The following is a 21909-nucleotide window of genomic DNA, read 5'->3' on the forward strand; positions in this document are numbered from 1 at the left end:
GTTAGTCCGGTCACGGTAAGGAGCCGTTTATACCCTGTGAGAGGCTTCAGAGTGGGCCGGATGCCCCGAAAACCGCGCCATTTCAGCGTTTCACGTGCCAAGTACGTCACAGAAGCTTAAAAATTCTGAAACAATGGCCTGAGCGCCACGACCGAAACTTATATTCAGGAGATTTCATGGACATCGAGGTATTGCGCCGCGCACCCCTCTTCGCCACCCTTGACGACGACGCATTCCGCTTGCTGACGGACGAACTCACCGAGGTGGACCTTTCACGTGGAGCTTCGGTGTTCCGCGAAGGTGACCAGGGTGACCAGCTCTACTTCATCGTTTCCGGCAAGGTAAAGCTCGGACGCACGTCCCCCGACGGCCGCGAGTCGCTCTTGGCCATTCTTGGCCCGGGTGAGCTCTTCGGCGAAATGGCGTTGTTCGATCCCAGCCCGCGTACCGCTACGGCCACGGCTGTTTCGGAAACCCGCCTGGCCGGCCTCAAGAATGAGAGCCTCAACGCGCTGCTCCGCACGCGCCCCGAGGTTTCCGCGCAGCTGCTGCAGGCTCTGGCCCGCCGTCTTCGCCGGACCAACGACTCCCTCTCCGACCTCGTCTTCTCCGACGTCCCGGGCCGTGTTGCCAAGGCCCTCCTGGACCTGGCAGACCGCTTCGGCCGCCCGGCTACCGACGGCGTCCTGGTTGCCCACGAGCTCACCCAGGAAGAACTGGCCCAACTGGTGGGAGCTTCCCGCGAAACTGTGAACAAGGCACTGGCCGAGTTCGTCCAGCGTGGATGGCTCCGCCTGGAAGCCCGCGCCGTGGTGATCCTGGACATGCAGCGCCTTCGCCAGCGCTCACGCTAAACAGCTACGAAAAGCCGCCCCGGTGTTCGCCGGGGCGGCTTTTTTGTTGTTGTTTGCCGGCGTTACCGCCCGGCCCGAACCACACCAAAGAACGTACGAATGTCGCTGGCCAGGAGCGATGGCACTTCCAAAGCGGCGAAGTGCCCTCCCTCCTCAAACCGACTCCAATGCACGATGTTTGAGTTGTCGCGCTCGGCGAAGACGCGGATCGTTTGAAAGTCGTCTTTGAACACTGTCGAAGGTCGATCGCGCGCCCGAGAACAACGGGACGGATGCCGAAGATCCCGAAGTCAACCACGCGGTTATCGCCGCTATTGCGGCTGCCATCCGCGACGTCGAGTGGTTCCGGTTCGATGACCGCGGTACGTCGCGGCTCGTGGAGCCGTATCGCCTGCTGAGCTGGCAACGGCGCTGGTACTTGGTGGGGCGAGACCCTGTCTCGGAAAAATGGGACGTCTTCCGCGCAGACTGGATAGAACCCCGGATGCCTACCCGCCGTCGCTTCTCCCCGTCACCGCTGCCAGGCGGTGACTACACCGCGTTCGCGATGCATTCGATCGCAGCCAGCGGCTGGAAAGTGCACGCTCGCCTGCGCGTTGCTGCTCCCGCGGAGGCCGTCCTGGCTCGAATCAACCACGCTGTGGGGGTGGTGGAGTCGATCTCCGATACCGAGTCCGTGCTGGTCACTGGCGCCGACAGCCTGGAGACCATCGCCGCGTATATCAGCATGCTGGGCATGGATTTCACAGTAGAGTCGCCCGCCGCCCCGATACCGCATTTGAGGCACCTTGCAGATGTCTACCTCCGAGCGACAAACGTCGACGGGAAGTGAGCGAGCGTCCAGCTCAAGCCCGAGGGAAGTGAGCGAGCGTCCAGCTCAAGCCCGAGGGAAGTGAGAGAGCGTCCAACTCAAGCCCGAGGGAAGTGAGCGAGCGTTGGAGGGACCTAGCGTTCGCGCTGGGGCTCTCCAGCCACAGTCCGGGCGGCTTCGACCTCGAGCATCAGGATTCCCCCCTCGTCCACCAGTTTCGCCTGGTAGACGTGAGCTTTGCGTTTGTAGCTCAGGTACGCGATGCAGCCGTTGGCGTTGGCCATCTTTTCGAGCATGATTTCCGAGCCGGGCACCAGAAGTTCGCCGAGCTTGAGGCCAACGGTGTTTTCCTGACCCACCTCGTCACCCAGTGCTGAGGTTTCACGCATGGTGATGGCCTGGGCAGCACACACCCAGCGCCCCCACACGCCTTTGCTGCCCAGAATGCTGGGCTGCTGGTTCACGGGGACAGTGGCCGCGAAGTACCGGGTGTTGAAGCGCGCATGTGCAAAGTCAGGGCTGAGCCAGTTCACCAGCGGCTTCAGGAGGTCGGTACGGAGGGACAGTCCGCGCTTGGTAAGCATCTCCGTGAAGGACTTCTCCTGGGCGGCCACTGCTTCGCGGGCGCGCATCCAGTCGATGGTGGAGTTCGCTTCAACCGTGGAGGAAGCGTCGGGGCCAGCGAGCAGGACACCCGTTTCTTCGAAGAGTTCACGGATGGCGCCCAGCACGTGACGGCGGGCGAGCCCGACGTCGTCCGTTCCCATTTGCTCAGCCCACTGCTGGGGTGAGGGGCCCAACCAACCTACGGGGTCGTCGTCGGACGGGTCCAAAGAACCGCCGGGGAACGCAACAACGCCCAACGGCGAGGAACCTGGCCTGTAGCCAAGCCAGGTTTCCAAGCCGGTGGGCGAATCGCGCAACAACACAACTGAGGAGGCGTAGCGGGCGGCCCTGGGGGTCCGTTCGCCAAGCTCAAGCCAGTTCCGTGCTGCCCCTTCGAGTTCCGGGGGCAGTACAAACAGACGGCGGGCAAGCTGCGGCAATTGGGTGAACCGGTTCCTTAGCTGAATTCAGCGATGAGCTCGACTTCAACGGGAGAGTCGAGCGGCAGGACAGAAACGCCGACGGCGGCGCGTGCGTGCTTGCCGGCGTCGCCGAATACCTGTCCGAGGAGCTCCGATGCGCCGTTGATCACGCCGGGCTGGCCGGTGAAGGTGGACTCGGAGGCTACGAAGCCCACAACCTTGACGATGCGGGTAACGCGGTCAAGATCGCCAATGACGCTCTTGACTGCAGCGAGGGCGTTGATGGCACAGACGGCTGCGTAGCGCTTCGCGTCTTCCGGGTCAACGGTGGGTTCGTCAGAGGTGCCCAACTCACCGAGCGACACCTTGCCCGTAGCTTCGAGTTTGCCGTTAATAAATGGCAGCTGTCCGGAGGTGTAAACGTAGTTGCCGGAGACGATGGCGGGCACGTAGTCAGCCACCGGCGCGGCCACCTCGGGGAGGGTCAATCCGAGCTCGGCCAGACGCTGCTCAACAGCAGACGTGGGGGCTCCGGATTCCGCGGCAGACGTGGTTTCTGCGGGGGTTGTCATGATTACTGCTTCTCCCTCTTCAGGTATGCAACAAGGCCTTTGCCATCGGGTCCACCGACGACCTGGACGAGCTCCCAGCCGTCCTCGCCCCACTGGTCCAGGATCTGCTTCGTAGCGTGGATAATGAGCGGAATCGTGGCGTACTCCCATTTGGTCATGACAGAAAGCCTAGCCCTTGCCGGTAAAGTGGAAAACATGGTGACTCGCAAGAACCCACTATTCGACACTGCCACCACCCTCGGAAAGATTCTAGGCTTCCTTGGTGTGAGCGCGATTTGTGGCGTCCTGGTGGCGGGCCTTTTGGTCCCCGCAGCCGCCGTTTCGGGCAGTGCCGCCAGTGGTTCAATTCAATTCTTTGACACTCTGCCGGCGGAACTTCAGGTGGATCCGCCCGCACAGAACACCACGATCTTGGCGAAGGACGGTTCGCCGATCGCCTCGATCTACGCGGAGAACCGGACCAAGGTTCCGCTGGATCAAATGAGCCCGTTCATCAAGGACGCTGTCATCGCTATCGAGGACAGCCGTTTTTATGAGCACGGCGGCATTGACACCACCGGCATCATGCGAGCCATCGTCAGCACCGCCCGCGGCAACAAGCAGGGCGCGTCCACCATTACGCAGCAGTACGTGAACAACGTCATCAACGAATCCCTCGTTGCTGCGAACCGCGCAAACGACGTCAAGCTCAACGGTGGCGACAAGGGCGTCGGGGACAAGCTCCGGGAGATGAAGCTTGCCATCGCGCTGGAGAAGAAGTTCTCCAAGGAGCAGATCCTTGAGGGTTACCTCAACATTGTCTTCTTCAACCGTGACGCCTACGGCATTGAAGCCGCCTCCAAGTTCTTCTTCAGCACAACGGCCAAGGACCTGACGCTTCCGCAGGCAGCCCTCCTCGCCGGCCTGGTGAACAGCCCGTCGGCTTTCGATCCGATCGCCAACCCTGACAGCTCCAAGGTGCGACGCGACCTGGTGCTCGCCTCCATGGTTAATCAGGGCAAGATCACGCAGGCACAGTACGACGAAGCTGTTGCCACTCCGGTCACCACGCAGGTCACCCCGGCACGCCAGGGCTGCGCTTACGCCACCATGGCGCCGTACTTCTGTGACTATGTGCTCCATCTCCTCTTGAACAACCCTGCTTATGGTGACACCGCGGATGATCGCGAAAAGCGGGTCATGCGTGGCGGCCTCACCATCCAGACCACCCTTGATCCAACCGCCCAAAACGTTGCACAGCAGCAGGTGGACGCGACGGCGGGTGCCAACCCGGACAAGTGGGGCGCCTCGATAGTCTCCGTCCAGCCGGGCACAGGCCAGATCGTGAGCATGGCCCAGAACACCGTCTGGCTGCCTCAAGAGGGCAAGTTCGATCAGACGCAGAACTTCAACGTGGATGTCCTGGATAAGGACGGCAATGACCTCAATGGCATTGGCGGGTTCCAGCCCGGTTCAACCATGAAGCCCTTCACGTTCGCCCAGTGGCTGAACGAGGGTAAGTCGATGGAGACAACCATCAACGCTTCGGTTCGCAAATACAAACAGAACTTCCCTTGGAAAAACACCTGTCCAACACCGACAGACGGTTTCTATGATGCGAACGTGCCGGGCAGCTTCGATCTTCAAAATGCCAGCCCGGAGTACTACCGGAACATGACGGTCCTCTGGGGCCTTAAGAACTCCATCAACACGGCCACGTTCGCGTCGGCAGCCCAGGTAGACCTTTGCGGAATCCAGCAAATTGTGGATGCCACCGGAATCCACGGCGGACTTCCTGCCCGTGATGACACGGGTAAGATTACGGATCCGAACCCGCAGGTTCAGATGACCCGTTTGTCAAACCTGATTGGCGCAACGCAGACCGCGCCTCTGACCATGGCAGCGTCCTTTGCAACGTTCGCCGCTGACGGGAAGTACTGCGAGCCGATCGCCATTACGTCCGTCAAGGACCAGTCCGGCGCGGAACTGCCTGCGCAGTCGTCCAGCTGTAAAGATGCCGTAAAGCCAGAGGTTGCTCGAGGCGTCGCCTATGCCATGGGCAAGGTGCTGGACGAAGGTTCAGGATCCCTCATACGTCCGGCACTCAATTCCAAGAACTTCCCGGTGGCGGCCAAGACCGGTACCAACGACTCCAACGGTTCCACCTGGGTTGTCGGTTACACCACGGGTTTGGCTACAGCCTCCTGGTTCGGCGACCCCCTAGGCGACCAACTCCGTCCGGGTCGTAACCTAACCATCAACGGTAAGTCCTACGATGCCATCGACGGTTACATGATTGCCGGTCCGCAGTTCACCAACTACATGTTGGCGGTAGCTCCGGCCTATGGAACCAACCCGTTCCAGGCACCGCCGTCCAACCTGACGGGACTTCCCACTCCGCAGCGCAACAACACGCCGTCCAATAACCCCCCGGCCAATCCGGCACCGTCCAACGGAAACGGCAACAGCGGGAACGGTAATAACGGCAACGGTAATAAGAACTGACCATGACGTTTAGAGATTCATTGGCAAACCGCGTCCGCACCGTCGGGCGCGGTTTCGCCGTCACTGCTGCCGTCGGAACAGCAGCAGGCACAGCCGCGGCAGCTTACGGTTGGTGGGAGAAGGACCAGTTCGAGGTCCGTCACGAAATCCTGCCCATTCTTCCGGTGGGCACCAAACCGCTCCGCGTCCTGCACCTGAGCGATATCCACTTCGTCCCGGGCCAGGACAAGAAGACCCAGTGGCTGCAATCGCTGGCAGATCTGAAGCCCGACCTCGTGGTCAACACGGGTGACAACCTGAGCCACGCCAAGGCCATCGATCCCCTGATCCAGGCGCTTCGGCCGCTCCTGGAGTTCCCGGGGGTTTTCGTTCCGGGTTCCAACGATTACTACGGCCCGCGGATCAAGAATCCGGCGGGGTATTTCCGTGGTCCATCCAAGCCCAAGACCGAACCCATTCAGCTCGACTGGCCCAAGCTCCGCTCGGCGTTCGGCATGGGCGGCTGGATCGACCTCACCAATCGTGCGCAGTCAGTGGTGCTGAACGGGCTGCGGTTCGATTTTTCGGGAGTTGATGATCCGCACCTGGGCCGTGAACGTTATGCCGGTTGGCCCCGAGGTACGGTCAATCAGGACGCCCGCCCGCACCTGAAGGTGGCCGTCATTCACGCCCCGTACCAGCGCGTGCTGGACCACTTCACTGAGGCCGGAGCGGACCTGATCCTCGCCGGCCACACGCACGGTGGCCAAATTTGCATCCCCGGCTACGGTGCCCTGGTGGCAAACTGCGATCTCCCCAATTGGCGTGCCAAGGGCCTTCACGACTGGGAAAGTGATAGCTTCACGACGCCGGTCAATGTCTCAGGCGGCATCGGCACCTCGCGCTTCGCGCCGGTCCGCATCGCGTGCCGCCCGGAAGCAGTCCTGCTGACGCTCACGCCGCGCAGCTGAAGTCCTGGGGATCATTACGATTCTCAATAACTGGGTCAAACATTTCACCAACGTTGCGTGGTCCTGTGAAACGAATCACGCCATGGCATAGGGTAGTTGCTACGGGAAACTACCTCCGCACCATCTGAAGATCCAGCTGTTGAGAAGCGGGCATGTCCAAGCAAACGTCTTTCTTTACCTCCGTCGGCCGCCTGTACCCCCATGTGCGGCCCATCCTCCCCCGACTATTCATGGGTCTGACCTGCGCCCTTTTGGCCAGCATCGTCGCACTGACCATTCCGCAGGTGCTGCGGGTCCTGGTCAACAACTCCCTGCAGCCCGGCGGTTCCACGGACGCCGTCTGGATTGCCGCCGTCGTAATTCTTGGTTTGGGCATTGCTGAAGCCGGGTTGGTGGCCTTGCGCCGGCAGTTCGTCATCAATCCCGCCACCACAGTGGAAACCCGGATGCGCGTCACACTGTACGGCCATCTGCAGCAGCTCACCGTGGCGTTCCACGACCGCTGGGGTTCCGGTCAGTTGCTCTCGCGCGCCATGACGGACCTGAGTTTCCTGCGCCGCTGGATGGCGTTCGGCGCGATCATGTTGGTGGTCACAACGCTGACGGTGATCATCGGCGTCGGCGTGATGTTCTCCATGAGCTGGCAGCTGGCCCTGATCTTCCTGGCAGCGGCCGTGCCGATCATGATCAACTCCTTCCGCTTCCGCCGCCGCTTCAGCTTGGTCACCCGCCTCAGCCAGGACCAGGCCGGCGATCTCGCCACCACCGTGGAGGAATCCGTCCACGGCATCCGCGTCCTGAAGGCTTTCGGCCGAAGCCGCGAAGCGCTGGAAAACTTCAACGGCCAAGCAGAGGAACTCCGCCAAACGGAGATCGCCAAGGCCAAGCAGCAAGCCGGGTTCACACTGGTGGTGACGCTGCTGCCGGAGCTGGCCCTGGGCGTCGGGCTGGTGGTGGGCATCATGCTCGCCGCGAGCGGACAACTCAGCATCGGCGCTTTGGTGGCGTTCTTCGCAACAGCCGCCGTGGTGGCCACGCCAGTGGAATTCTCGGGCATGCTCCTGGCCATGGCGCTGACCGCCAAGACCGCCTTGGACCGTCACTTCGAGGTCATGGACACGGAAAACACCATTACCTCCCCGGACAAGGCCACGGTTCCGGAAATCGTGAAGGGCGCCTTGCGCTTTGAGCATGCAGGATTCGGGTTCGACGACGGCGGTACCCTCCTGCACGACGTCACCCTGGACATCCGCCCCGGCGAGACCATGGCCCTGGTGGGCATCACAGGCAGCGGCAAGAGCGCGCTGCTCCAGCTGGTCCCCCGCCTGTATGACGTCACCGAGGGCGCCGTGACCATTGATGGCGTTGATGTCCGCGACTATGAAATCGATGAACTCCGCAAGATCGTCGCCGTGGCGTTCGAGGACACCACGCTGTTTTCCAGCTCAGTCCGGGACAACGTCCTCCTCGGAGCCCCCGATCCCACGGATGCTGCCCTTGACGAGGCTTTGGACGTGGCCCAGGCACAGTTCGCTTATTCGTTGCCTGAGGGCGTGGACACCCTGATCGGCGAAGAGGGGTTGAGCCTGTCCGGCGGCCAGCGGCAACGCATCGCCCTGGCCCGAGCCATCGCCGCGAAGCCCAAGGTGCTGGTTCTGGACGATCCTCTCTCTGCCCTGGATGTGAATACCGAGGAACGCGTGGAGGCCCGCTTGCGGGAAGTCCTTCGTGAGACCACCACCCTGATCGTCGCGCACCGGCCCTCCACTGTGGCCTTGGCGGACCGGGTGGCGTTGCTCGAAAACGGGACCATCACCGCCGTCGGGACCCATGCGGAACTGCTGGCTGAGAACGATCATTACCGCTACGTCATCGCCAGCCTGGACGCGGGTCCAAAGGACCTGGACACCGAGCTGGACGAGCTCGAAGAAGCAGAGGAGGCCCGCCGGTGAGTGCCGCAACGTTTGGAACCGCCAACGAGGACAACACACTCCTCACCAAAGCAGACAGCAAAGCCGTACGACGCCGGTCGCTCACCTTGCTTGCCTCGCTCATCCGTCCGGTGCGGCTGCGTTTCTGGCTGACGATCGCGATGGTGGTGGTCTCGCAGCTCACCCGGGTTGCCGGGCCCGCGCTGATCGCCTTCGGCATCGACAACGCCCTTCCGGCATTGCAGGCGGGCGACAACGGGCCCTTGGTGCTGGCTGGTTCGCTGTACCTGGCCGCCGCGATCGCCACGGCTGGGATGACTGCGCTGTACGTGACCTCCACTGCCCGGCTCAGTCAGGCCATGCTGCTGGATCTGCGTCTGCGGGTTTTCCGGCATACCCAGCGGCTGAGCCTGGAATTCCATGAGAAGTACACCTCGGGCCGCATCATCGCCCGGCAGACCTCGGACCTGGAAGCACTGCGCGAACTCTTGGATTCCGGCGTGAGCTCCTTGGCATCCGGCATGCTGTTCATGGTTTTCACCGCTTTCACCATCTTTGCGCTCGATTGGCGCAGCGGGTTGATTGTCCTGGCAGCCGGCGTCCCCATGTTCTTCCTGGCCCGCTGGTACCAGAAGCACTCCCAGATCGCGTTCCGTGAATCCCGGGTGGTCTCTGCCCGGTTGATCGTGCACTTCGTGGAGACCATGACCGGTATCCGTGCGGTGAAGGCGTTCCGCAAAGAGCGCGAGAATGCCTCCCGGTACGGCGAGCTGGCCGAGGACTACCGCAAGAACACCGTCCGCTCCATCAACTTGAACGGCATCTTCCAGCCCGGCCTGGTGTTGATCGGCAATGTTTGCGTGGCCGTTGTGCTGCTGTTTGGCGGCTTCAGGGTGCTGGAGGGTGACCTGGCGGTTGGCGTGCTGCTGGCACTCATCCTGTCTACCAAGCGCTTCTTCCAGCCAGTGGACCAGATGGCCATGTTCTACAACTCGTTCCAGAGCGCCCAGGCCGCGCTGGAAAAGGTGTCCGGCCTCCTTGAGGAGATTCCCACCGTCCGTCCGCCGAAGAACCCCGTGGCGTTGAAGAGCTCACGCGGCGAAATCGACTTCAAGGGCGTGGAGTTCGGCTACAGCGACGGCAAGGTGGTTGTTCCCACACTGGACCTGCACATTCCGGCCGGGCAAACCATTGCCTTGGTGGGCCAGACGGGCGCCGGCAAATCGACGTTGGCCAAACTCGTGGCCCGCTTCTACGACGTCACATCCGGGGCCATCACCCTGGACGGCATCGATCTCCGCGACCTCTCCACCACAGACCTCCGGCGCGCTGTGGTGATGGTGACGCAGGAAGCCTTCCTTTTCAGCGGCTCCGTGGCGGACAACATTGCCCTCGGCCGGCCCGAGGCTTCGCGGTCCGAAATCGAGGCCGCAGCTACGGCGGTGGGAGCCCACGAGTTCATCATGAGCCTCCCCGATGGGTACGACACGGATGTCAACAAGCGCGGTGGACGGGTGTCGTCCGGTCAACGCCAGCTCATCGGCTTCGCCCGGGCCTTCCTGGCCGCACCGGCTGTGCTAATCCTGGACGAAGCAACGTCCTCCTTGGACATCCCCTCTGAACGAATGGTCCAGCAGGGATTGTCCAACCTCTTGGAGGGAGTGGCCGGTGGCCGGGGAGCCCGGACAGCAATCATCATCGCCCACCGTCTCTCAACCGTGGAAACGGCCGACAGGGTTCTTGTGGTCCACGATGGCCGAATTGTGGAGGATGGAACTCCCGCTGAACTGATCAGCGGTGGTGGACGCTTTGCCCAGCTGCACGGGGCGTGGCGGGACTCGTTGGTCTAGCTCCTCCGGGTAAGCGGCTGTGACGAGGCACACCGGCTCCCCGATTTCGCATCACGGGACGTTTCGGCTATTCTTGAACAGTTGCTTTCGCAGCGGATCGGGATGTAGCGCAGCTTGGTAGCGCGCTTCGTTCGGGACGAAGAGGTCGCAGGTTCAAATCCTGTCATCCCGACCAAACACGAAAATGGCGTCGAGAAATCGGCGCCATTTTTGCTTTAAGTCGGTCAATGCCCCCGCACTTATCCACATGTACTATCCCGCCGGTTGGCGCTTCTGCTGCGTCTCACTATGATTTCACTGGCCCACGAAAGTAGGGCACAAAGAAAACCCCGGAGCATCGCTCGACACGCTCCGGGGTTTCTTTTACTACAATTGTTTTACATAGGGTCGGGCCAGTTACCGATGGACATCGTGGTGATGGTCGTCTCGGCCTTGTCCTTCTTGGGCACCGTGGTGGTGGACCGCATAGGGTCCGGCCAGTTACCAATGGCGCTTACTGTGCTGGAATCTGCTGCGGGAGCAGCAGAGACAACACCGGGAGCCGCAACCGCGAACGTCAGTGCGCCCGCCACGGCCACTGAAGCAATGATTTTCTTGAACATGTTGATGTACCCCAATGCGAGTCGGATTCGTTACGGAAATTGCACGGTCCCTGTTGACATACATTGTAAAATGTTTTCCACAGAGACTGTCAAGGTTTTGGTCAAAAGACACCTGTAGGAGGGACCCGTGGGAAACGGATTCGGCGAGAAGCTACGTGCCGAACGGCTCGAACGTGGGTTGACGCAGGCAGAGCTCGGCAAGAACCTGTACTCACCGAGCTATATTTCGCTGCTTGAGACGGGCCGGCGTGAGCCCACGGCCGAAGTCATTGAGGAGCTCGCCCGCCGTCTGGAGCTGGCGCCCAAAGCACTTGAAGCGTGGAGCCAACCCGTTTCCGTGAGCGACGCCGAGTACGTCCTCGCCGGCCTGTACGCCAGGCAGGCATGGGACCTCCGCGACTATCAGCTCGCCGCCAGCCACGCAGCCACCGCAGCGCAGATTGCCCTCGAGGCCAAGAACAACAGCGCCTGGTGGAACATGACGTACATGCAGGCCGAGTGCGTGATGAAGCAAGGGCAGCTGAAGGAATGCCAGCAGATTGTTGAGCATCTCTTGGAACACCCCATGGCTACGGAATCCGCAGGCCTGGGAGTGCGCGCCTGGCAGATGCTTGCCGCCGTGTGTCACGGACAAGGTCAGCTGGCCACCGCCGTCGAGCATGCCAAACAAGCCGTCAAGCTCAGCGAGCAGCTGCCCAAGGGATCAACGCTCATCATCGGTGCGCACCGCGCGCTGATCGGTGCTCTTGCCGAGAGCGGCAAGCTGGACGAAGCCTGGGAGTACTGCCTGGCGATGATCGAGCACATGGACGAGCACTCCATGTCACAGCTGGCCGGCGAAGTGGCTTGGGTGGTTGGCAACGTCGCCTTCATGCGCCACGACTATGTAGAGGGCATCAAGCACCACGAGCGTGCAGCCAAGCTCCTCTCCCCCGCCAACGACATTGAACTGTGGGCCCGTTTCAACAAGGCGTCGGCAGCCGTTCGATTGTCCTCCGGGATTGTGGAACCGGAAACGTTGTCCGCCATTGAGCGTGCGGAACTCGCGCTGTCCATTGTGGGCGGAAACAAGACTGACCAGTTGGAGGTCGCGTTCATCCGCGCCCGCTGGCTGTACCTGACCGGGGACATCCCTGCAGCCGTGGAGAAGCTCCGCGAAATTTACGCAGACCGCAAGGTGCTGGCCCGGCACACCGCCGGCGAAGTGTCGCTGTTGCTGGGTAAGTCCTTGAAAGCTGCAGGGGAAGCCGCTGAGGCGCTCCAGTTCCTGGAAGAGGCCCAGCACGACTTCAGCGCGGCGGGAGCTTCGGACCGGGTTCAGCAGGCCATGGACGCGGTTCTGGAGATCCGCCTCGCTGAGCGCCGGGCCGCTGCAACACACCCGGAACACTCTCAGGCCTGATCAACCCAACTAAGTAGCAGTTCAGGCCGTTATGAGGGCTCATAACGACCTGAACTGCGACTCAGTTGGGTAATTTAGGCGAAGGTGCGGCCCGTGAGCTTCTCGTAAGCCTCCACGTAGCGGGCGCGGGTGCGCTCCACCACCTCGGCGGGAAGAGCCGGCGGCGGAGTGTCCGAGGACTTGTCCCAGCCGGACTCTGCTGAGGTCAGCCAGTCACGGACGTACTGCTTGTCATACGAAGGCTGCGACTGACCCGGCGCGTACGTGGACGCATCCCAGAACCGTGAAGAGTCCGGGGTGAGGACCTCGTCGCCCAGGGTGATCACGCCAGTGGCTGCGTCAATCCCGAACTCCACCTTGGTATCAGCCAGGATGATGCCGCGTTCGCGGGCGATCTCCTCGGCGCGGGTGTAGATCTTCAGGGTCAGTTCGCTCAGGCGGGCAGCGATGTCGTCGCCCACCATGGCCACAACATCGTCATAAGTGATGTTGATGTCGTGCTCGCCCACTTCGGCCTTGGCAGAGGGCGTAAAGAGTGCCTTCTCCAAGCGCGAACCATCAACCAGGCCCTCCGGCAGCGGGATGTCGCACACCGTGCGGGATACCTTGTATTCGGCCAGGCCAGAGCCGGTGAGGTAACCGCGAGCGATGCACTCCACCGGGAACATGTCCAGCTTCTTGCAGATCATGGCACGGCCCTCGACGGCGGCGGGAACGCCACCGTCAACCGTGGACGCCAGCACGTGGTGCTCAACATCCAACTGATCGAACCACCACAGGCTCAACTGCGTCAGGACGCGGCCCTTGTCCGGGATCTCGCTGCTCAGCACGTGATCGTAGGCGCTGATGCGGTCACTGGCCACCACCAGGACGCATTCCTGGCCGATCTTTTCCGTGATGGCTTCGTCGGCCGGGACGTAGAGATCGCGAACCTTGCCGGAGTAGACGTGTGTCCAGCCCGGGAGATCCAACGTTTCGGTTTCGAAGCCGCCGGTGGGGATGCCTTCAGTCATGCTCAGGCCTGCACTTTCGGGATGGTTCCGGTTGCGGTGTACGGCACACGGATTTCGCCGCGTGCGGCTTTGCCTCCGATGTCCGTACGGAACTGTGAGCCTTCAAGCTGAACCAGCTCAACGCCGTCGTACGCCTTCTCGCGGGCCTCCACCAGATCGGAACCGAGCGCGACCACCGCAAGGACGCGGCCACCAGCGGAGACCACCTTGCCTTCGTCGTCCAGCTTGGTGCCGGCGTGGACCACGTGGACACCGTCCAGCTCGTCAACCTTCTTCAGGCCGCGGATGCGATCACCGGTGCGGGGTGCGTCCGGGTAGTTTTCGGCGGCAACGACGACGGCGACTGCCGTGTCCTTGGACCAGCGCAGCTCTTCTGCGGTGTCCAGTTCGCCCTTGGCAGCTGCCAGCAGCAGCGCACCGAGCGGGGTCTTGAGGCGTGCCAGGACGGCTTGCGTCTCGGGATCGCCGAAGCGGACGTTGAATTCGATGACGCGCGTGCCGCGGGACGTCAGGGCGAGGCCGCAGTACAGCACGCCAACAAACGGGGTGCCGCGGCGTGCCATCTCATCCACGGTGGGCTGTGCTACGCGGTCGATGACTTCCTGGACCAGGCCCGCGGGAGCCCACTCAAGCGGGGTGTACGCGCCCATGCCGCCGGTGTTGGGGCCTTCGTCGTTGTCGAAGATGCGCTTGAAGTCCTGCGCCGGGGACAACGGGACAGTGGTGCGGCCGTCACAGAGGACAAACAGGGAGACCTCGGGGCCATCCAGGAACTCTTCGATGACCACGGTTCCACCAGCGTCGAAGCAAGCCTGGGCGTGTGCCAGCGCTTCGTCGCGGTCCTTGGTGACCACTACGCCCTTGCCGGCGGCCAGACCGTCATCCTTAACGACGTGCGGAGCACCGAAGGTGTCCAACGCGTCGGCAGCTTCCTCAGCGTTGGTGGCAACGCGGGCCATGGCCGTGGGAACGTTGGCTTCAGCCATGATCTGCTTGGCGAAGGCCTTGGAAGCTTCCAGCTGGGCTGCTTCCTTACTAGGACCGAACACCGGAATCCCGGCCTCGCGGACGGCGTCGGAAACCCCGGCGGCGAGCGGCGCCTCAGGGCCCACCACCACCAGGTCCACGCCCAGCTTGGTGGCGAGGGCGGACACGGCTTCCGGGTTGTTCCCATCGATCGCGTGGGTGGGAACGAGTTTGCTGATGCCCGCGTTGCCCGGGGCCGCGTGGACCTCGGAAACGTTGGGATCTTCAAGCAGAGAGCGGACAATGGCGTGTTCGCGGCCGCCTGGGCCAATGACGAGTACCTTCACAGTCCTCAAGGGTACTTTGTGATGGGCGAGCCGCCTAAGCTGTGTCATTCACCGGACCCCGTAAAGCGGGACGGGCACTGTGCGGCCGGGCGGGGCGCCGGGCTCGCGGCCGGGCGTGCAGCCGGGCTCGCGGCCGGGCGTGCAGAGGAGCACGTGCACGGGATCACGCGCGCGGGCGCGCGTATGACCGGGGAACCACCCGCCGCGCCCCTAGACTTGGCTGTATGCCCATAAGTTCGCATGAAACGTTCAACGTTGAGTCCGCGGTGGAACTGGCAGTGATCGAACGAAGTGGCTTTATTGAGTCCAGGCACATCGGCGCGGCCGTGGTTCTTGCCGGTGATGGGTCGGTAGTCATCCGCCTTGGTGACATCGACGCCCCCGTCCTCGCCCGCTCCACCCTCAAGCCCTTCCAAGCGCTGGCTTCCATGCAATCCGGGGTGCCCCTGCGCGGCGCACAAGTTGCTGTGGCTTGCGGCAGCCACACTGGATCCCTGGACCACATGGACATTGTTGAGGGGATGCTCAAAGCAGCGGGCGTGAAGGAAGAAAACCTCCAGTGCCCCACGGCCTGGCCCCAGGACGAAACGGCCCGCAACTGGCTGGTCCGGTCAGAGCGCGGCCAATCCAAGCTGGCTTTCAACTGCTCCGGCAAGCATGCCGCGTTCCTGTGGGCGTGCACCGAAAACGGCTGGGACCTGCGCAGCTATCTTGAGCCCAATCACCCGCTCCAGCAGCGTGTTCGATCGGTGATCGAGGAATACAGCGGCGAAACCATCTCCCATCTGGGCATCGATGGGTGCGGCGCACCCGTTGCCGCCATCTCGCTGACCGGCCTCGCCCGCGCCTACTCCCGCTTGGCCAAGTCCCCGGGCGATAAATCATCCAACGCGCGTGCTGCCACCATCGCCACGTCCATGCTCGACTATCCCTGGGCCGTCCAAGGCAAGGGCGAGTCCAACACCATCGTCATGGAAGAACTCGAGGTCCTGGCGAAAATCGGGGCTGAAGGGGTTCTGGTCCTGGCGACGCCCACGGGCGCAACCGTCGCCGTGAAGATGCTGGACGGGAATCTCCGGGCCACGTCCTTGGTGGGACTGACTCTCCTGGCCGTGAGCGGCGCCGTGGACATCCCTGCGGTTTCCAGCGTTCTGGAACGGGTGGTGGAGCCCGTACTCGGCGGTGGCCACGAGGTTGGCAAGATCAGGCTGGGCCACGCCGTTTCCACCCTGCTGGACTAGTACTTCTTGGCTCGACCAGTACTTCTGAGGAGAAACCCATGGCTGTTGCACGACGCCGCGTCAACGTAGAGGAAGGCCGCGCCGCGCTGGCAGCCTGGCAGGCCGCCGTCGAGCCTTCCGGTACTTCAGGTGAGCCGGGCTCCGGTGCCGGGAACCCGCCGTCGCGCGCTTTGATTGCGACGGCGGTCCGCTACTCCCTGGAGGAAGTCACCGCACGTGCGCCCGGCAATTCGGTGGAGGTCCGGGTGCCTCCGTTCGGAGTTACGCAATGCGTGGAGGGGCCGCGCCACACGCGCGGCACTCCCCCGAATGTGATCGAGTGCGACGCCGCCACCTGGCTGTCGCTGGTAACCGGCAGGATGACGTGGGCGGACGCTGTTTCGCGCCACCAGCTAACAGCGTCCGGATTGCGCGCAGACCTCTCGGAGCTGCTCCCTCTCTAAGGAGTTTTTGTACAGCTAATGCCCCTAAGACGGCGTCTTAAGGGCATCGGCTGGACAAAAACTATCCGGTCAGTCCGGGCACACCGGGGTTGTTGATTGCCCCTTCTTGCTCATCTCGAACTGCGGGATGTCGTCTGCTGTGGGTCCACCGCGGAACTTCGGGGACGGGTTCTGGCCGCTGCTGATGCGCTCCAGTTCCTGCTGTGCGTAGACGTCTTCCTTGCCGAGCATGATGGCCGTGTCCTCGTTGGTGATCTCACCGTTGAAGGCGCGGACCATGACGCTGCGGTCGAACTGGCCTTCCCACTTGGCCACCACGAACGTTGCCACGCAGTTGCCGAGCAGGTTGACGACCACTCGCATGGAGTCCATGAGGCGGTCGGCTCCGAGAAGAAGCGCGACACCGGCAACCGGGAAGATGCCGAGGGCGGCAGCGGTAGCGGAGAGTGCCAGGAAGGACGAACCCGGTACGCCTGCCATGCCTTTGGAGGTCAGGAGCAGCACACCCAGGGCTGCCAGCTGCTGGCCGAGATCAAGGTTGTGGCCGAAAGCCTGGGCCAGGAAGAGCAGCGAGATGGAAAGGTAGATCGCGGCGCCGTCCAGGTTGAAGGAGTAACCGGTGGGAACCACCAGGCCGGTGGTGGCACGGGAGCAACCGGCGTTGGTCAGCTTGGTCATGATGCGCGGCATCACAGCTTCGGTGGAAGCAGTGCCGAGCGCCAGCAGGAATTCTTCGCGGGTGTACTTCAGGAAAGACCACAGCGGAACGCGGGCGAAGCCCCAAGCCACCACGAACAGCAAGCCGATGAAGATGATGGCCGCTCCGTAGCAGGCAGCTATCAGGAGGGCATAGGTACTGAGCGTGCCGATCCCGTACTGGCCAATAATGAAGGCCATGGCACCGAACGCGCCGATAGGGGCCACTTTCATGATCCAGGACATGATCTTGAAGATCAGCTCAAGAACGGTTTCCATGAGGCTGATAACCGGCAGGCAACGCTCACGGCCGATGACCACAATGGCGGCACCGAAGAAGACTGAGAAGAACAGCACCTGAAGCAGGCTGTTGCTGGCAAAAGCACCGATCACGCTGACGGGGATGACGTCCAGGAGGAACGCTGCGGCGTCCTTGGGGACGGCGTGACCGGTCTTGGCGTCGAGTGCGTCCTGGGAGAGCGTGGAGGGATCGATGTTCAGGCCGGCACCTGGCTGAACGAGGTTACCGACAATCAGCCCGAAAACGAGGGCGAAGAGAGTGGCGCCGGTGAAGTACAGGAGCGCTTTGACCCCGACCCTTCCGACCGCCTTGACGTCGCCCACTGCCGAGATACCCGTGACGATCACGAGGAAAATCAGCGGGGCGATGATCATCTTGATGAGTTGAATGAATCCATCGCCCAGTGGCCGGAGGGCGGACCCAATAGTCGGCCAAAAATGACCGATGAGTACACCTGCGACGACGGCGATCAGGATTTGAAAAAAGAGCGACTGGTACAGCCGCTTTTTCTTCTGCGGGGCCGAACTCGCCTTCAGCGCCGCGGAGTCTGGGATCTTCATTGATCTGAACCAATCATTTGGGAACAGCCCCACATTTTGAGGGGGTTTTTCAAATGTAATCCCGCTCACACCATTCCGCAAGGGGAAAATGTTATTCCATATTGTGGAAGTCACATTTGGTTTGGAGTCCGCATAGGCGGGCCGTCACCACCCCTTTTGACGCAGAAATGCCCGCGACACACCCCTGTACAGGCGTGTCGCGGGCATTCGAAAAGCACAGTGGGTGGTGGCGGTACGCAGGGCCCCCTTCAGAGTGCGCGGAGCAGCTAGCCGCGGCCCACGAACGGCATGCCGGCAGCCGTCACCACCAGGGATCCCACACTGGCCGACGCCGGCATGTTGGCCATCATGAGTACGGCACGGGCAGCGTCGTCCACGGGAAACATGGGCTCCACCTTGCGGCTGCCGTCGGCCTGAAGCGCGCCGGACCCCACGCCGATGGTGTCCATGATCTCCGTGCGGGTATTGCCAATGTCGATCTGCCCACAGGTGATGCCAAATTCACGCCCGTCCAGCTCGATGCTCTTGGTCAGGCCCGTCATGGCGTGCTTGGTGACCGTATAAGCCGCGGACCTGGGCCTGGGCGAATGCGCCGAGATGGATCCGTTGTTGATGATGCGGCCACCCTGCGGCTCTTGGGCTTTCATGGTTCGCACCGCCTCGGCCGCACACAGCATGGAACCGGTGACGTTCACGCGCAGAGTCGCCTCCCACTCGTCCACGCTGATCTCGCCCACATCGCCTGCCGGGCCAAAGATGCCGGCATTGTTGAACAGCACATCAACCCGACCCCAGCGTTTGCGGACCTCCGCGAAAAGGCGCGCGACGTCGTCGGGCGCTGTGACATCGCACGGAACCGCCAACGCCTCCGAATGGTCGCCCGCAGTCTCCAGCAAGTGCGCCTCACGGCGGCCAGCCAAGGCAACGCGGTAACCTTCGGCGAGCATGAGCTTGGCGACGGCTCGCCCAATACCCGAACCGGCCCCGGTCACGACGGCGACCCTCGGGTTTGTGGGCGGGCTGGAGTCAGTCATGTGGTTGCCTTTCGGGGAAGTGCTGGTGGCAGCGTCAGCGTGCGGCTTCGGCTGGCTGGGCTGAGGTTGCTTGGGCTGCGGTTATCGGCCAGCCTATGACAGTCTTTGGACGCGGCGTGGCATAGGTCCTGACTTTGGACGTGGACAAGCCTAGGCGCACCAGGGACTCGGCAATGGTGACCGCCGCAGCCACGCCGTCCACCACGGGGACGCCCGTGCGCTGGCGGATCTGCTCGTCCAGCCCGGCCATGCCGCCGCAACCGAGGACAATAACCTCGGCCTTGTCATTATGAACAGCTTGCTCCGCCTGGCTCACGATTGCTTCAACAGCACGCTCCGGGTATTCCTCGAGTTCCAGCACGGCCATGCCACTGGCCCTGACAGAAGCACAACGTGCGTCCAGCCCGGCGAGCTTGAGGCGGTCCTCGATGAGCGGAACGGCCCGATCCAGCGTGGTGACCACGGAATACTTGTGGCCCAGGAACATCGCAGTGCTGGCTGCCGCCTCGGTGATGTCAACCACCGGGACGTCCAGGAGTTCCTGAAGGCCTTCGCGGCCGTGCTCGCCATAGCCGGCCTGGATGACGGCGTCGAACGGTTCGGAATAGTTCACCACGGCATCCATGACGGCGATCGCTGCCAGGTAACTTTCGAAGTTCCCTTCGCAGGAGTCGGCGCCGAACCGCGGAGTGATGCCGATGATCTCGGTGCCCGGGGCAGCGGCCGCACGGGCCTGAGCGGCGATGGAGTCGGTCATGGACTGGGTGGTATTGACGTTTGCGACAAGGATGCGCATGGGTTTCCTCTCAACGGCAGCGCCCGTCCCCTGCCGGATAACCTGGATCCACTTAACTGGATGCGGGTCTGGGAGGACGGGCGACGCCTTGTTGTTTCGGTGAGTCAGTGGGTACTGGCGACGGCGATCGGCTCGCCGGAAACGTCCTCATGGAGCTGCTTCTTGTCAGCCACCGCGAAGAACGTCAGCGCAGCAACGCCTGCTCCGATAAACCAGGCGAACGGTGCTGCGGCCGCCAGTGCCGGAATGAAGGCGATGGCGATGGCGATCGCTGCCGCCGGGATCATCGCAATGATGGCCTTTGGGTTGACGCCCCGCTTGTAGAAGTACGCACCCTTGGGATCCTCGGTGTAGAGCTCAGGCACGTTGACCTTGCCGCGGCGGACCAGCCAGTAGTCGGCCATGATGACGCCGAACAACGGTCCAAGCAACGCACCCAGCCCGCCCAGGAAGTACACAATGACGATCGGGTTGTTGTAGAGGTTCCACGGCAGGATCACCAGGCCAATGGTGCCGCTGACCCAGGCGGCCTTGCGGAAGTTCAGGTGCCTCGGGAAAAGGTTGGTCAGCGCATAAACCGGAGCCACGAAGTTGGCCATCAAGTTCACGGCCACCGTCAGAATCAGCAGGGCCAGGCACGCCAGGACCAGCAGCAGGGTGTTCGGGATGCTCTGCACAATGTCCGAGGGGCTCTCGATGACAGTGCCGTTGATCTTGTATTGCCCACCGGCCATGACCACCACAATGGCGCCAAAGACCAGCATGTTGATGGGGATGCCCCAGAAGTTGCCTTTGACGATGGACTTCTTGGACGTGGAGGACCGCGTGAAGTCACAGAAGTTCAGCACGAAGGTTCCGTAGATGGACACCCACAGCGCACCTCCGGCGAAGATGGTGAGCCACATTTCCCCACCTTCAAGGCCCTTGATGCCGGACCACTGGATGGCGCCACCGGCTTCGATGAACACCCACACGGCAATCGCTGCCATGGTCACCAGGATGACCGGGCCTGCGAAGGCTTCGTACTTACGGATCATCTCCATGCCGAAGCTGACGATCACCAACTGCACGATCCAGAGGGCCACGAAGGAGAACCAGCCCAGTGTTGAGAGGCCAAGAATGGAGTTGCTGTCCAGGTCCTTCAGGCCAGGTGCCATGGCAACCAGCATCACTCGGAGGACCACCGAAGCCAGGTAGGTCTGGATGCCAAACCATGCCACGGCAACGGCGCCGCGAACCAGGCTGGCGATCTGCGCACCCCTGATGCCGAAGCTGATGCGGCTCATCACAGGGAACGGGACGCCCGTCTTCTGGCCCATGAACCCCGAGAAATTCAGCAAGGCGAACAGGAGGATGGCGCCGATTCCCAGCGCCACCAGGATCTGCCATCCACCCAAACCAAGGGAGAACAGGCCGATGGCAAAGGCGTAGTTACCCAGGCTGTGGACGTCGTTGGCCCAGAGGGTAAAGATGCTGTAGCTGGTCCACTTGCGGCCTTTGGCCTTGGTGGGAGCGAGGTCGATGTTGTAAAGACTGGGGCTGATGGTACGGCCTGATGCTTCGGAAGCAATAGCGCAAAGGTCCGTGTTACCCACGGCCGGGTGGTTGGGGCCACCTGCTGGTGCGTCTCCCGGAGTACCAGTGACGCCGACTGATGAAGTCGTCTGCATCGTGGATCTCCACTTCGTACTGATTCCACAATGCGGAATCTAGTTATTGAATAGTGAAAGCACTCTATGACTCACGTCACGTAACGTCAAGGGTTCCCCGTGTATGCAGGGTCACATTCGGTTGCTTGGGCACTGCTTTCCCAGTTGACTGTTTTGGTTACGCAATCCGTGTTGACGCTGCCCACCAGCGGACGTAATCTCGAATTGCAGAATTTTATTCTCACAATACGAAATTCCTTGAGCGCCCCCACAGAGCAAGCGCCCAGACATTCAATGAAGAGAGGTTGGACGTGGCTGCAGGAGAAGAGACCTCACACATCCTCAGCGGGTTGACTGCCCAGCTGCCTGATCGTGATCC

The 21909-nt window shown here is 62.2% G+C and carries 19 protein-coding genes, 1 tRNA gene and 1 pseudogene; 10 read left to right on the top strand and 11 right to left on the bottom strand.

From position 1 onward, the window contains the following. Positions 1 to 176 precede the first annotated feature (176 nt). Positions 177 to 854 carry a Crp/Fnr family transcriptional regulator gene (locus CQ020_RS19365; protein ID WP_011775987.1) on the top strand — a complete coding sequence of 226 codons (678 nt, stop codon included), beginning with the start codon at positions 177 to 179 and terminating at the stop codon, positions 852 to 854. A 62-nt stretch (positions 855 to 916) separates the two neighbouring features. Here the strand turns inward: CQ020_RS19365 and CQ020_RS24810 are convergent. Further along, positions 917 to 1087, bottom strand: a pseudogene (locus CQ020_RS24810) (epoxide hydrolase); the annotation flags it as partial. 92 nt (positions 1088 to 1179) lie between these two features. Here CQ020_RS24810 and CQ020_RS19375 point away from each other — a divergent pair. Continuing rightward, a complete protein-coding gene (locus CQ020_RS19375; RefSeq protein WP_258142099.1) occupies positions 1180 to 1686 on the top strand; it encodes a WYL domain-containing protein in 507 nt (168 codons plus the stop codon). A 113-nt stretch (positions 1687 to 1799) separates the two neighbouring features. On the opposite strand, the gene CQ020_RS19380 is transcribed toward CQ020_RS19375, so the two are convergent. Genes CQ020_RS19380 through CQ020_RS19390 form a run of 3 tightly spaced genes read right to left on the bottom strand, consistent with a single transcriptional unit; the run spans position 1800 to position 3423 of the window. Next, complete coding sequence (locus CQ020_RS19380) at positions 1800 to 2711, bottom strand: NUDIX hydrolase (protein WP_105693313.1); 912 nt, start codon at positions 2709 to 2711, stop codon at positions 1800 to 1802. A gap of 17 nt (positions 2712 to 2728) precedes the next feature. After that, positions 2729 to 3265 carry a RidA family protein gene (locus tag CQ020_RS19385; RefSeq protein ID WP_105693314.1) on the bottom strand — a complete coding sequence of 179 codons (537 nt, stop codon included), beginning with the start codon at positions 3263 to 3265 and terminating at the stop codon, positions 2729 to 2731. Positions 3266 to 3267: 2 nt separating this feature from the next. Continuing rightward, complete coding sequence (locus CQ020_RS19390) at positions 3268 to 3423, bottom strand: DUF4177 domain-containing protein (RefSeq protein ID WP_011775990.1); 156 nt, start codon at positions 3421 to 3423, stop codon at positions 3268 to 3270. On the opposite strand from CQ020_RS19390, the gene CQ020_RS19395 reads away from it, so the two are divergent. The 5 genes from CQ020_RS19395 (at position 3422) to CQ020_RS19415 (ending at position 10655) form a co-directional block, all read left to right on the top strand. Then, a complete protein-coding gene (locus CQ020_RS19395; protein WP_105693315.1) occupies positions 3422 to 5749 on the top strand; it encodes a transglycosylase domain-containing protein in 2328 nt (775 codons plus the stop codon). The two genes, CQ020_RS19390 and CQ020_RS19395, sit on opposite strands and share 2 nt — an antisense overlap. A 2-nt stretch (positions 5750 to 5751) precedes the next feature. After that, positions 5752 to 6699 carry a metallophosphoesterase gene (locus CQ020_RS19400; RefSeq protein ID WP_105693316.1) on the top strand — a complete coding sequence of 316 codons (948 nt, stop codon included), beginning with the start codon at positions 5752 to 5754 and terminating at the stop codon, positions 6697 to 6699. A 152-nt stretch (positions 6700 to 6851) separates the two neighbouring features. After that, on the top strand, positions 6852 to 8651 hold the full coding sequence (locus CQ020_RS19405) for an ABC transporter ATP-binding protein (RefSeq protein ID WP_105693317.1): 1800 nt from the start codon (positions 6852 to 6854) through the stop codon (positions 8649 to 8651). After that, on the top strand, positions 8648 to 10480 hold the full coding sequence (locus CQ020_RS19410) for an ABC transporter ATP-binding protein (protein WP_105693318.1): 1833 nt from the start codon (positions 8648 to 8650) through the stop codon (positions 10478 to 10480). Before CQ020_RS19405 ends, CQ020_RS19410 begins: the two co-directional genes overlap by 4 nt. A 98-nt stretch (positions 10481 to 10578) precedes the next feature. After that, positions 10579 to 10655 (top strand) — tRNA-Pro (locus CQ020_RS19415). A 202-nt stretch (positions 10656 to 10857) separates the two neighbouring features. Here the strand turns inward: CQ020_RS19415 and CQ020_RS19420 are convergent. Then, a complete protein-coding gene (locus CQ020_RS19420; protein WP_024818002.1) occupies positions 10858 to 11082 on the bottom strand; it encodes a hypothetical protein in 225 nt (74 codons plus the stop codon). A 127-nt stretch (positions 11083 to 11209) separates the two neighbouring features. Between CQ020_RS19420 and CQ020_RS19425 the strand changes: the two genes are divergently transcribed. After that, complete coding sequence (locus CQ020_RS19425) at positions 11210 to 12484, top strand: helix-turn-helix transcriptional regulator (RefSeq protein ID WP_105568076.1); 1275 nt, start codon at positions 11210 to 11212, stop codon at positions 12482 to 12484. Between the two features lie 74 nt (positions 12485 to 12558). Here the strand turns inward: CQ020_RS19425 and CQ020_RS19430 are convergent, their stop codons facing one another. Both CQ020_RS19430 and purD read right to left on the bottom strand, forming a co-directional pair. Then, a complete protein-coding gene (locus CQ020_RS19430; RefSeq protein ID WP_105568075.1) occupies positions 12559 to 13497 on the bottom strand; it encodes a phosphoribosylaminoimidazolesuccinocarboxamide synthase in 939 nt (312 codons plus the stop codon). Between the two features lie 2 nt (positions 13498 to 13499). Then, on the bottom strand, positions 13500 to 14810 hold the full coding sequence (gene purD, locus CQ020_RS19435) for a phosphoribosylamine--glycine ligase (RefSeq protein ID WP_105693319.1): 1311 nt from the start codon (positions 14808 to 14810) through the stop codon (positions 13500 to 13502). 224 nt (positions 14811 to 15034) lie between these two features. Between purD and CQ020_RS19440 the strand changes: the two genes are divergently transcribed. Next, positions 15035 to 16051, top strand: a complete 1017-nt coding sequence (locus CQ020_RS19440) for an asparaginase (RefSeq protein WP_105693320.1) — start codon at positions 15035 to 15037, stop codon at positions 16049 to 16051. A gap of 38 nt (positions 16052 to 16089) precedes the next feature. Next, the gene (locus CQ020_RS19445) at positions 16090 to 16494 is read left to right on the top strand and encodes a sterol carrier family protein (RefSeq protein ID WP_105568080.1); all 405 of its coding nucleotides are present in this window, start codon (positions 16090 to 16092) and stop codon (positions 16492 to 16494) included. A gap of 69 nt (positions 16495 to 16563) precedes the next feature. Here CQ020_RS19445 and CQ020_RS19450 read toward each other — a convergent pair whose 3' ends face one another. The 4 genes from CQ020_RS19450 to CQ020_RS19465 form a co-directional block, all read right to left on the bottom strand. Next, positions 16564 to 18051: a cation:dicarboxylate symporter family transporter gene (locus tag CQ020_RS19450; RefSeq protein ID WP_105693321.1), complete on the bottom strand. Its 1488-nt coding sequence runs from the start codon at positions 18049 to 18051 to the stop codon at positions 16564 to 16566. Positions 18052 to 18317: 266 nt separating this feature from the next. Continuing rightward, positions 18318 to 19085, bottom strand: coding sequence for an SDR family oxidoreductase (locus CQ020_RS19455; protein WP_105693322.1), 768 nt, complete (start codon positions 19083 to 19085; stop codon positions 18318 to 18320). Positions 19086 to 19119: 34 nt separating this feature from the next. After that, positions 19120 to 19881, bottom strand: coding sequence for an aspartate/glutamate racemase family protein (locus tag CQ020_RS19460; protein WP_105693323.1), 762 nt, complete (start codon positions 19879 to 19881; stop codon positions 19120 to 19122). 104 nt (positions 19882 to 19985) lie between these two features. Then, on the bottom strand, positions 19986 to 21551 hold the full coding sequence (locus CQ020_RS19465) for an NCS1 family nucleobase:cation symporter-1 (protein WP_105693324.1): 1566 nt from the start codon (positions 21549 to 21551) through the stop codon (positions 19986 to 19988). Positions 21552 to 21909: the final 358 nt, after the last annotated feature.

This window comes from Arthrobacter sp. MYb23, from assembly GCF_002979775.1.
In the GTDB taxonomy this organism is placed as follows: domain Bacteria; phylum Actinomycetota; class Actinomycetes; order Actinomycetales; family Micrococcaceae; genus Arthrobacter.

Bases quoted from the DNA above. Each gene is read 5' to 3' on its own strand.
- CQ020_RS19460 (WP_105693323.1), bottom strand. From the start codon at position 19,881: ATGCGCATCCTTGTCGCAAACGTCAATACCACCCAGTCCATGACCGAC.
- CQ020_RS19455 (WP_105693322.1), bottom strand. From the start codon at position 19,085: ATGACTGACTCCAGCCCGCCCACAAACCCGAGGGTCGCCGTCGTGACC.
- CQ020_RS19400 (WP_105693316.1), top strand. From the start codon at position 5,752: ATGACGTTTAGAGATTCATTGGCAAACCGCGTCCGCACCGTCGGGCGC.
- CQ020_RS19430 (WP_105568075.1), bottom strand. From the start codon at position 13,497: ATGACTGAAGGCATCCCCACCGGCGGCTTCGAAACCGAAACGTTGGAT.
- CQ020_RS19445 (WP_105568080.1), top strand. From the start codon at position 16,090: ATGGCTGTTGCACGACGCCGCGTCAACGTAGAGGAAGGCCGCGCCGCG.
- CQ020_RS19390 (WP_011775990.1), bottom strand. From the start codon at position 3,423: ATGACCAAATGGGAGTACGCCACGATTCCGCTCATTATCCACGCTACG.
- CQ020_RS19420 (WP_024818002.1), bottom strand. From the start codon at position 11,082: ATGTTCAAGAAAATCATTGCTTCAGTGGCCGTGGCGGGCGCACTGACG.
- CQ020_RS19440 (WP_105693320.1), top strand. From the start codon at position 15,035: ATGCCCATAAGTTCGCATGAAACGTTCAACGTTGAGTCCGCGGTGGAA.
- CQ020_RS19465 (WP_105693324.1), bottom strand. From the start codon at position 21,551: ATGCAGACGACTTCATCAGTCGGCGTCACTGGTACTCCGGGAGACGCA.
- CQ020_RS19395 (WP_105693315.1), top strand. From the start codon at position 3,422: ATGACAGAAAGCCTAGCCCTTGCCGGTAAAGTGGAAAACATGGTGACT.
- CQ020_RS19385 (WP_105693314.1), bottom strand. From the start codon at position 3,265: ATGACAACCCCCGCAGAAACCACGTCTGCCGCGGAATCCGGAGCCCCC.
- CQ020_RS19450 (WP_105693321.1), bottom strand. From the start codon at position 18,051: ATGAAGATCCCAGACTCCGCGGCGCTGAAGGCGAGTTCGGCCCCGCAG.
- CQ020_RS19365 (WP_011775987.1), top strand. From the start codon at position 177: ATGGACATCGAGGTATTGCGCCGCGCACCCCTCTTCGCCACCCTTGAC.
- CQ020_RS19405 (WP_105693317.1), top strand. From the start codon at position 6,852: ATGTCCAAGCAAACGTCTTTCTTTACCTCCGTCGGCCGCCTGTACCCC.